General features: G+C 45.5%; 8 protein-coding genes and 2 tRNA genes. 7 read left to right on the top strand and 3 right to left on the bottom strand.

Annotation, left to right across the window (positions count from 1 at the left end; translation table 11 throughout):
- Window positions 1–198 precede the first annotated feature (198 nt).
- The 7 genes from PL85_RS06055 to choV all read left to right on the top strand — a co-directional run bounded on the left by PL85_RS06055 (window position 199) and on the right by choV (window position 8,067).
- Window positions 199–987: a lipase family protein gene (locus PL85_RS06055; RefSeq protein WP_094131632.1), complete on the top strand. Its 789-nt coding sequence runs from the start codon at window positions 199–201 to the stop codon at window positions 985–987.
- A gap of 216 nt (window positions 988–1,203) precedes the next feature.
- A complete protein-coding gene (gene betI / locus PL85_RS06050; RefSeq protein ID WP_017046103.1) occupies window positions 1,204–1,797 on the top strand; it encodes a transcriptional regulator BetI in 594 nt (197 codons plus the stop codon).
- Window positions 1,798–1,818: 21 nt separating this feature from the next.
- The gene (gene betB, locus PL85_RS06045) at window positions 1,819–3,279 is read left to right on the top strand and encodes a betaine-aldehyde dehydrogenase (protein ID WP_115340251.1); all 1,461 of its coding nucleotides are present in this window, start codon (window positions 1,819–1,821) and stop codon (window positions 3,277–3,279) included.
- 18 nt (window positions 3,280–3,297) lie between these two features.
- Window positions 3,298–5,007, top strand: coding sequence for a choline dehydrogenase (gene betA / locus PL85_RS06040; RefSeq protein WP_115340252.1), 1,710 nt, complete (start codon window positions 3,298–3,300; stop codon window positions 5,005–5,007).
- Between the two features lie 27 nt (window positions 5,008–5,034).
- On the top strand, window positions 5,035–5,979 hold the full coding sequence (locus PL85_RS06035; protein WP_115340253.1) for a choline ABC transporter substrate-binding protein: 945 nt from the start codon (window positions 5,035–5,037) through the stop codon (window positions 5,977–5,979).
- Window positions 5,980–6,028: 49 nt separating this feature from the next.
- The gene (gene choW, locus PL85_RS06030) at window positions 6,029–6,877 is read left to right on the top strand and encodes a choline ABC transporter permease subunit (RefSeq protein WP_017048787.1); all 849 of its coding nucleotides are present in this window, start codon (window positions 6,029–6,031) and stop codon (window positions 6,875–6,877) included.
- 2 nt (window positions 6,878–6,879) lie between these two features.
- A complete protein-coding gene (gene choV, locus PL85_RS06025; RefSeq protein WP_115340254.1) occupies window positions 6,880–8,067 on the top strand; it encodes a choline ABC transporter ATP-binding protein in 1,188 nt (395 codons plus the stop codon).
- Window positions 8,068–8,197: 130 nt separating this feature from the next.
- Here the strand turns inward: choV and PL85_RS06020 are convergent.
- The 3 genes from PL85_RS06020 to viaA form a co-directional block, all read right to left on the bottom strand.
- Window positions 8,198–8,271: transfer RNA gene (locus PL85_RS06020), tRNA-Cys, on the bottom strand.
- 37 nt (window positions 8,272–8,308) lie between these two features.
- Window positions 8,309–8,395 (bottom strand) — tRNA-Leu (locus PL85_RS06015).
- Between the two features lie 346 nt (window positions 8,396–8,741).
- Window positions 8,742–10,187: an ATPase RavA stimulator ViaA gene (viaA, locus tag PL85_RS06010; RefSeq protein WP_019283198.1), complete on the bottom strand. Its 1,446-nt coding sequence runs from the start codon at window positions 10,185–10,187 to the stop codon at window positions 8,742–8,744.
- Window positions 10,188–10,195 lie beyond the last annotated feature (8 nt).

Genomic DNA, 10,195 nt, shown 5'->3' with positions numbered 1-10,195 from the left:
CTTGTGATCAAGAGACAGGGTTAGGAGGGGGTGTGCAGGCCCTACCCCTTGAAGGGGAGGGAATTTTGACATTCTGTCCTTCGCATCTTTATGGCTGACAGCATTTAAATATAAATACTCCCCCACCCAAAACTGCATCATTCATAAAGCATTCACATTCAATCGCTACGTTAGCTCAATATCTTCGAGAGCTGTCATGTGAAACCACTTAAACGCTATCAATACGAACGCTATGCCGTGCTGTGCAACCTTGCTTATCCCAGAGTGTTTAGGCAGACACGTTACGGTTTTGATCCGAACGGTCAGCACATCATCCGTAACCAGTTTGGTAAAATCATGATTCGAGTGCTGTGGAGTAAAAACCAAGAAGAGGCCGTGGTGGTCATCAAAGGTTCGCACAGTGTCAGTGATTGGCTTTTGAACTTTGCAATGTGGACACGCAGTTGCAAACACTTAGGATTGGATTACCGTATCCATGCGGGCTTTTACCATCTCCTGCATCAAGAGAGCCTGCCAACGCGCAACGAAGATAAACTCGGCCTATCGGTTTTACAACGGCTGGAAGCCGTCGTTGTTCCTCTGATCGAGAGCGGCAAACGCATTGCCATCACTGGTCACTCTTCGGGTGGGGCTATTGGGTGTATTTTTGCTGACTACATCGAAAAGAAATACCCAAAATGCATCAAACGCATTGTGACATTCGGCCAACCCGCGATTGGTAATTGGCGTTTTCGTCAACGCTACGCGCTTAGCCACAAAACCTATCGTATTTGTTGTGACCTCGATATCGTCACCTTTATGCCACCCATTCCTTTAATCTATTGGCATGTGGGTAAATTGCTGTGGCTTTACAATGGGCGTATTTACGAAAACACACCAACGTTCATTCGATTAGGCAGGTCTTTATTGAGCTGGCTAGTTCGCCCCTTCTCTTACCACCTCATGAGTAAATACATCCGCAATAAGGATTTCTTCGATGAACGATAGAAGCTAGCACCGAACAAAAAACACGGTGACTTCAAATATTTTTCACACTAAGTAATTATGAAAAATTAATTGTAATCAATTGAATTAAAGCAATATTTATCATTAACCATATAAATTTAATGGCAATTATTGCTCAAAAATAGATTTGAACTCTAAACATTATCGTGGCATTTTATATTTAACTAATCGTTCAATATAAAATAATCAGGATGAATTATGCCAAAGGTAGGGATGCCAGACATACGCAAACCTCAACTTGTCGCCGCAACAATGACAGTCATTGAACGCGTTGGATTACATGGCGCAAGTATCGCTTTAATCAGCAAAGAAGCAGGTGTCTCGACAGGGATTATCAATCACTACTTTGGCGGCAAACATGGATTATTGGAAGAGACAATGCGTGTTGTTTTACGTGAGCTTTCAACCACCATCACTCAGCATTTAAACCAACTCCCAAAAGAGGCTCATTACGAACGCATTAATGCCATCGTAACCGGCAATTTCAAAGGGTTCCAAGCAGAAAACCAAGTCGTTAAAACATGGTTAGCGTTTTGGGCTTACTCCATGCACGACGCACAATTAAATCGCCTGCAATACGTCAATGAACAGCGTTTACTTTCTCATCTTAAGATTGAACTCAAGCCGCTGCTCCCATCAGAACAAGTCAACCTCGTGGCTCATGGTATCGCGTCACTGATTGATGGCATTTGGCTACGCGGAGCATTAAACCCCAAAGGGATAGACCCTGCTCAAGCACATTCCATCATTAACGATTACCTCAATAAACAATTAGCGTTTTACGCGCAATAACAACTCACTTCAGGCCTTAAAATGGAAATACAATCGCTTTATATCAACGGAACGCTCCGATCTGCGACTTCAGGAGAACGTTTCGATACCTACAACCCAGCAACAGGTGAAGTGATAGCAAGATTGCAGCACGCCAGTGCCAATGATATTGAACAAGCTATCACATCAGCCAAGCAAGGATTCGCGGTATGGTCAAGAATGACCGCAACAGAACGCAGCCGTATTTTGCTAAAAGCAGTAAAAATACTTAGAGAACGAAACGATGAACTTGCTGTACTTGAAGTTCTCGATACCGGTAAGCCGATTCAAGAAGCCAATTGCGTTGATATTGCGACTGGCGCAGACGTCATTGAGTACTTTGCGAACTTAGCCCCCTCGCTTCAAGGCGAGCAACAGCCGCTCAACGACCATCAGTTTTTTTATACTCGCCGCGAGCCATTAGGCATCTGCGCGGGCATTGGCGCCTGGAATTATCCGATTCAAATCGCGATGTGGAAATCAGCGCCAGCATTGGCTGCCGGCAATGTGATGATTTTCAAGCCCTCAGAGGAAACGCCATTAAGCGCATTAAAACTGGCAGAGATCTTCAGTGAAGCCGGAGTGCCAGACGGCGTCTTTAACGTGGTTCAAGGTGATTACCGCGTAGGTCAAATGCTGACAGCCCACCCTGATATTGCCAAAGTCTCTTTTACCGGTGAATCGGGCACCGGGAAAGCCGTGATGGCAGACAGCGCTCGCAGCTTGAAGTCTGTCACTATGGAATTGGGCGGAAAGTCACCGCTCATTATTTTTGATGATGCCAAGCTTGATCAAGCTGTCTCCGCCGCCATGGTGGCAAACTTTTATACTCAAGGTGAAGTGTGTACCCATGGGACGCGCGTTTTCGTGCACGACAGCCTCTACGATGCGTTTGTCGCTCAGCTTAAGCTGCGTACTGAACAATTAGTGATTGGCGATCCTATGGATATCAACACCCAGATTGGCGCGTTAATTTCCAAACCTCATTTAAACAAAGTGCTCACAGCGATTGAGCAAGCCAAAACCAGCCAAGCAACTTTGCTCACTGGTGGTTATCAAGTTACCGATAACGGCCTAGATAAGGGCAACTTTGTTGCACCAACCGTTTTCATTGATTGCACTGATGACATGCCTCACGTGCAGCAAGAAATCTTTGGCCCTGTAATGTCAGTGCTTAAGTTTAGCGATGAAGACGAAGTGATCGCGCGCGCGAATGACACACAATATGGCTTAGCGGCTGGAGTGTTCACACAGAACCTTTCTCGTGCACACCGAGTAATTCACCAACTTCAAGCCGGGATCTGCTGGATAAATACCTGGGGAGACTCTCCGGCAGAAATGCCTGTCGGTGGTTATAAGCATTCCGGAATTGGTCGTGAAAATGGCATAGAAACCCTTAAGCACTATACCCAAACCAAGAGCATTTTAGTGGAGCTAGATGATTTTTCTAGCCCATATGCTTAATAGTCAAAGGAGCCTTCTATGTTAAATCACTTTGATTACATTATCGTCGGTGCGGGCTCAGCGGGTTGTGTTCTTGCCGATCGCTTAACCGAGTCTGGCGAGCATCAAGTTTTACTGCTCGAAGCCGGTGGTAGCGATAAAAGCATTTTCATTCAAATGCCAACCGCCCTTTCTTACCCGATGAACAGCGAAAAATACGCATGGCAATTTGAAACCGAATCAGAGCCCGATCTTGACGGGCGTCAGTTACATTGCCCACGGGGAAAAGTACTCGGTGGCAGCTCGTCTATTAATGGCATGGTGTACGTTCGTGGCCACGCTTGCGATTTTGATGAATGGGAATCACTGGGCGCTAAAGGTTGGAATTATCAAAATTGTTTACCCTATTTTCGCCGCGCTGAATCTTGGATAGGTGGCGAGAACGCTTATCGTGGCGGCAATGGGCCCGTCGGTACTTGTAACGGTAACGACATGCAATTGAACCCACTTTATCAAGCCTTCATCGATGCGGGCAAAGAAGCCGGTTATCCAGAAACTGACGATTACAATGCTTATCAGCAGGAAGGTTTCGGACCAATGCATATGACGGTAGATTCTGGAGTTCGCGCCTCAACGTCCAATGCCTATTTACGCCGCGCGATGAAGCGACCGAACCTCACCGTAAAGACAAGAATTGTGGCACATAAGATCTTGATTGAAGAGCAAAAGGCCATCGGCGTTGAGTTTGAAAAATCAGGCAAGATCCAACAAGCGTTTTGCTTGCGAGAAGTGATATCAAGTGCTGGTTCTATAGGATCTCCTCAACTTTTGCAACTTTCGGGTATTGGCCCTAAAGCGCTGCTTGAACAAGTTGGTGTGAAACTGAAGCAAGACCTGCCTGGCGTGGGTCAAAACCTGCAAGATCACTTAGAGATCTATTTTCAATACCACTGCAAACAGCCGATCACACTAAACAGTAAACTCGGTTTAATCAGCAAAGGGCTTATCGGCACTGAATGGATCTTAACTCGTAAAGGATTAGGGGCAACCAACCACTTCGAGTCATGCGCGTTTATTCGCTCTCGCGCAGGGCTCAAATGGCCAAATATTCAATACCACTTTTTACCTGCTGCGATGCGTTACGACGGCCAAGCGGCCTTTGATGGTCACGGCTTCCAAGTTCATGTGGGACCCAATAAGCCAGAAAGCCGAGGACAAGTACAAATTGTCTCTCGCGATCCAACGGTTTCACCCTCTATCGCATTTAATTACCTATCAACCGAACAAGATCGCCAAGATTGGCGCGATTGCATTCGTCTCACCCGCGAAATTCTAGCGCAACCAGCATTGGATAGTTATCGGGGCGAAGAAATTCAACCGGGGGAAGAGATCCAAAACGATGACGATATTGATTCATGGGTCAAACAGAATGTGGAAAGCGCTTATCACCCCTCTTGCAGCTGCAAAATGGGCGCAGATGACGACCCAATGGCCGTGGTGAATGAACAATGCCAAGTGCGCGGAATTCAAGCTTTACGCGTGGTGGATTCCTCGATATTCCCAAGCATTCCCAACGGGAACCTAAATGCGCCAACCATCATGGTCGCAGAGCGCGCCGCCGATCTTATTTTAGGCAAACCGCTATTAGCCAGTACTGAAGCTCCAATATGGATTGCACCAGACTGGCAAACCAAACAAAGAATAAAACCACCAATGAGAAAGCCGGACGCTTACTCATCAAATTTATAAAGTCAGTCAAAAATACAAGGAAATAACATGTCTATTACTAAAAAAACCGTGCTCACACTTGCAATGACGACTCTGCTCAGCGCCAACGCTTACGCCAATCAATGCGATACGGTGCGCTTTGCTGATGTGGGTTGGACAGACATTACCGCCACGACGGCAATAACCACAGAGCTGCTCAAAGGGTTAGGCTATCAGACAAAAATCGATTTACTCTCAGTACCGGTGACCTACTCATCTATGGCGAACGGTGACATTGATGTATTCCTCGGTAATTGGATGCCAACCATGAAAGGCGATATTGCCAAATACCGTGAAGCTGGAACGGTTGAAACTCTGCGCGCTAACTTGGAAGGAGCAAAATACACACTCGCTGTGCCTAAGTACGTTTATGATGCCGGTGTCCAATCGTTTGCTGATATCGCTAAGTTTTCAGATAAATTTCGCGGCAAAATCTATGGTATTGAACCGGGCAATGACGGTAATCGCTTGATCCAATCGATGGTTGATGAAAACGCTTTTGAGCTGAAAGATTTTAGCGTTGTTGAGTCAAGTGAAGCGGGCATGGTGTCACAAGTGGCACGCTCAGTACGTCGTAATCAGTGGATTGTGTTTCTAGGTTGGGCTCCGCACCCAATGAACAGCAATGTTGAAATGGAATACCTTGATGGCGGTGACGATTACTTTGGCCCAAACTACGGTGGTGCAAATGTCTACACCAATGTTCGTCAGAACTACCTAGCACAATGCCCAAATGTCGGTAATTTATTAAAAAACCTATCCTTCTCGCTTGAAATGGAAAACCAACTGATGGAATCCATTCTCAACCAAGGCGTGTTACCAGAACAAGCCGCTCGCCAATGGTTAATCAAACATCCAGAAAGTATTGTTCCATGGCTAAAGAATGTAAAAACCAAAGCTGGAACACCTGCACAACAAGCTATCAGCAACTATTTAGCGCCATTTAAAGCATAAATTAATTTAAAGGAGGAGGTGAGCATTTCACCTTCCAAAAGGCTATACCGTGAATTTTATTACAGAGAACAAAATCCCCTTAGGTCGTTGGATGGAAAGTGGCGTTGACTGGCTGACCATCCATGCAGCCACATTTTTTGATACTGTTTCCTACTTACTTGAGACCATCATTTTATCTTTAGTTGATGTGTTTAAGTGGATGCCCCCTGCCGTGCCGATTTTAGTCACCGCAGCCATTGCATGGTATCTACATCGTCAGATTTCATTGGTGGTATTTGTTATTGCTGCCCTACTGCTTATTCTAAACCTTGGCTACTGGCAAGAAATGCTGGAAACCTTTGTCTTGGTGTTTGCCGCGACAACGATTTCCGTATTAATTGGCGTACCATTGGGCATTATCGCCGCGCATCGACCATGGCTTTATACGCTGATGCGCCCAATTCTTGACTTAATGCAAACGGTACCAACCTTTGTTTACCTCATTCCAACGCTAGTTCTGTTCGGTTTGGGTATTGTTCCGGGGCTCATTTCGACCATTATCTTTGCCATCGCAGCCCCCATTCGCCTCACCTATCTTGGGATTACTAAGGTACCGGAAGAGTTAGTTGAAGCGGGTAAAGCATTCGGCTCTAGCCGTATGAACTTACTGCTCAAAGTGGAGTTGCCAGCAGCTCTACCCAGCATAATGGCAGGGATCACTCAGTGCATTATGTTATCACTCTCAATGGTTGTGATTGCCGCCTTAGTTGGGGCTGACGGCCTTGGCAAACCCGTGATTCGTGCACTCAACACCGTCAATATTTCTCAAGGTTTTGAAGCTGGTTTAGCCATCGTTTTAGTCGCCATCATTCTTGATCGTTTATGCAAAACCCCACATCAAAATAATAAGGACGCATAATCATGGACGCAATTACCATTAAAAACCTCGATGTTATCTTTGGTCAGAACCCAAATGAAGCACTGCAACGACTCGACGCGGGTGAATCTCGCCAAGAGATTATCGATGCCTGCGGTCAAGTCGTAGGGGTAAACAATGTCAGCCTTACTGTTAAAGAAGGCGAGATTTGCGTCTTGATGGGGCTGTCTGGTTCAGGGAAATCGAGCTTGCTACGCGCGGTGAATGGCTTGAATACCATCAGCCGGGGATCATTAGAATTAAAAGATGGCGAACGCTTTGTTGACCTTGCCAGCTGTGATAAAGCAACGCTTCAGCATTTAAGAACAAATCGTGTCTCGATGGTGTTTCAAAAGTTTGCCCTTATGCCTTGGTTATCGGTTTTAGATAACGTGGCGTTTGGCTTAGAAATGCAAGGAATGAGCAAGAAAAGACGCCACCAACATGCCCGTGCACAGCTTTCGATGGTTGGTCTTGCTGAATGGGAAGATAAATTCCCCCACGAACTTTCTGGCGGCATGCAGCAACGTGTCGGTTTAGCGCGTGCTTTTGCAATGGACAGTGACATCCTGTTAATGGACGAACCGTTCTCAGCACTTGATCCGCTGATTCGTGCGCAACTGCAAGATGAGTTATTAGATCTACAAAGCAAACTCAACAAAACCATCTTATTTGTTAGCCACGACTTAGATGAAGCGCTAAAAATAGGCAATAACATCGCGATTATGGAGTCAGGAAAACTGATTCAGCACGGGAAGCCAGAAGAAATAGTCCTTACACCCAAAACGGACTACGTCAAAGAGTTCGTGGCACACACTAACCCTCTTAACGTACTAAAAGGACGTTCGTTAATGCAGCCCATCGAACAGTTAAAGCAACAAGACGAACGTTGGCAGGTCTGCAAAAAACAGGATATTTGGGTCGCACAACATGATAAAACTCTGACACTATATGGAGCAACGTCGACCGCTCTTATCCACTGGGATACCCAAGTCAGCGATATGTCGAACATTGATTCATCGATGATGATCATTACAACACCTGATATTGATATGCGTAGTGCGATTGAGTTGAAACATCGAACTCAAAATCCGATTCTTCTGGTGGAAAATAATCAGCTCGTCGGCGTCTTAAGCGACCAAGAAATTTACAGAGCCCTACTGGGAAATTATCAAACCGAAAAGGCGGCTTAACACTTACCTCTATGCATTGCTGTCAATGTCATGTTAACGCCATCATACCGATGGCGTTATTTTCTAAGCAGGCTGTTGATTCTTAATCACATAGATCAAAAAAGACGCTAAAAAGCGTCTTTTTTGTTTTTGGAGGCGCGACCCGGAGTCGAACCGAGGTCCACGGATTTGCAATCCGCTGCATAACCAGTCTGCCATCGCGCCTTTAATTTTTTGTTGCTCTTAATGAGCAAAGAATAGATGGTGCCCCGGGCCGGACTTGAACCGGCACGACTCGAAAGTCGAGGGATTTTAAATCCCTTGTGTCTACCAATTTCACCACCAGGGCACGCAATTCTGGATTGCGATGCCGTCAACTGAATCAGTTACACACCATCGAAAATTTTTTGAAGTACATTCGCTAGCTTTATTATTAATAATATTTGGTTATTAACAACATTTGTTATTAAACATTGCTTTACAGCTTTTAATAACTTTGCTCATCTTGCTGAGCAACTAACTCCTGACATTGTTCTTTCGGGCTTTGCCGTGAGAACGAGGCGTACTTTAACGGATTAAGAAAATGAGTCAACAATAAATTTTCCACTTATGAATCAAGTGACTAAGAATCGACCCGCAAAGGATAGAAGGCGAACAACTAGAGCAACAATTCATCAGTTTTTATCAAGTAATCGTTACCATTTTTTCATCAGTCGCCCGACGAGATTAGGATGGTATGCCCAGCAGTGATCAAACATCGCCATCAACTGTGGATTACCATAGCGAGACAAACTCACCGCATGGAAACGATTTTTTTGATGTTTTAAGGTCGCGATTTTTTCTAGCAGAGCTTCCGGCGGTTTAGGTGCGATGAAATCCGACAATACGACCAAATCTGCATTGCGGTATTTGTCACTGTTCATCAGTTCAACCGATTGTTCTAGCACAGGGTCTAAATCCGTTCCGCCGTGAAATGAATAACTTAAAAAATCACTCGCTTCACGCAAGCCATCTTGCTTGGTCAGCTCATAGGTAATTTGCTGAGTAGAAAACAGCATCACGTAGCACTCGCGCCTCTCAGCCAGCGCGATCTGCATCAGAGCATAAGCCATCGCTTTTGCACACTGTTCTGGGAAACCACTCATGGAACCAGAAGCGTCCACACATACGATGAACGGCCCTTTTTCAATCTCAAACTGTTTGTGTTCTGGTTGGTACGCTTTGACTTTACGCAAGGTGCGAGACTTGCCTTGCATGCGATAGTTCATCAAGCGCTTATCCACTAAATGCTTGTAGAAAACCACCTCAAGTTCAGGATAGGCAAGAAACATGGTTTCGTTGGGCAGTAGCTTGTTCAGATCATCACTTTCGTGGATGCCGACGATGTCATCCGTCGCTTCGTCCGATTTCTCCTCCACCATTTGCAGCGCTTCGGCTGGAGTGCGGTTGAGATCCGGGTCATCTACTTCGCCAGCCATGCGCCCAAGCTGTTCCGCAATCTCTTGCAATCCTTTGTTCTTTTTCAAAAATTCCGCATGGCGTTTCATGACACTAATGTCTGTTTTACTGAGCTTCGCCGATGCCATATCCCACAAGCGACCGACGCTGCTTTCATCGCCCGATTCCGTGACTTTATCCATGTTTTTCATGGTTTCCATACGCTGGTACAAATCGGCCAACACTTTTTCTTTGTTACTTTCAAGTTCGTTGATTTGCGCTTGCTTAATCGCATGGCAAAGGCTTTGATACCATTGATCACAAAAGAAATGAGGGAACATGGGGTTATGCAACCCCTTGTTTTTTTCGATTAAACGACGTGCTTGGAGATAAAATGCTGAGTGCCATTCCAACTGTTTGATTATCTCGTTAATCCGGGTAAAGAAGGTCTCTTCATCCCAGTGAATTACTTCTTGGTATAAGGTCAGCTCTTGTTGAAAACGCTCAGTTTCACACACTTTTGTAATGCGTTTTTTGACACTACCACGCCACTTAGTTAGGTGATTTTTAACTGAATTCGCCACGCCGCGGTTTTCAGCCATCATCATCACTTGCGAGCGCGCAAGCAAATCATTCACTGCCGTATCAATGATGCCCGAGTCGGCAATCATTAACGCTAAATTTAAACCATCGGCACCAAGCATCTTCTCTC

Origin of the sequence: Vibrio anguillarum (assembly GCF_001989995.2) — a bacterium.
Classification (GTDB): domain Bacteria; phylum Pseudomonadota; class Gammaproteobacteria; order Enterobacterales; family Vibrionaceae; genus Vibrio; species Vibrio anguillarum.
Note: the sequence above shows the minus strand (reverse complement) of the source record. Positions and strands in the feature narration are given on the sequence as shown.

What these genes read in the sequence shown, in the direction of transcription:
- betI (WP_017046103.1), top strand. Translation starts at nt 1,204, where the DNA reads ATGCCAAAGGTAGGGATGCCAGACATACGCAAACCTCAACTTGTCGCC.
- betB (WP_115340251.1), top strand. Translation starts at nt 1,819, where the DNA reads ATGGAAATACAATCGCTTTATATCAACGGAACGCTCCGATCTGCGACT.
- betA (WP_115340252.1), top strand. Translation starts at nt 3,298, where the DNA reads ATGTTAAATCACTTTGATTACATTATCGTCGGTGCGGGCTCAGCGGGT.
- PL85_RS06035 (WP_115340253.1), top strand. Translation starts at nt 5,035, where the DNA reads ATGTCTATTACTAAAAAAACCGTGCTCACACTTGCAATGACGACTCTG.
- choV (WP_115340254.1), top strand. Translation starts at nt 6,880, where the DNA reads ATGGACGCAATTACCATTAAAAACCTCGATGTTATCTTTGGTCAGAAC.
- viaA (WP_019283198.1), bottom strand. Translation starts at nt 10,187, where the DNA reads ATGCTTGGTGCCGATGGTTTAAATTTAGCGTTAATGATTGCCGACTCG.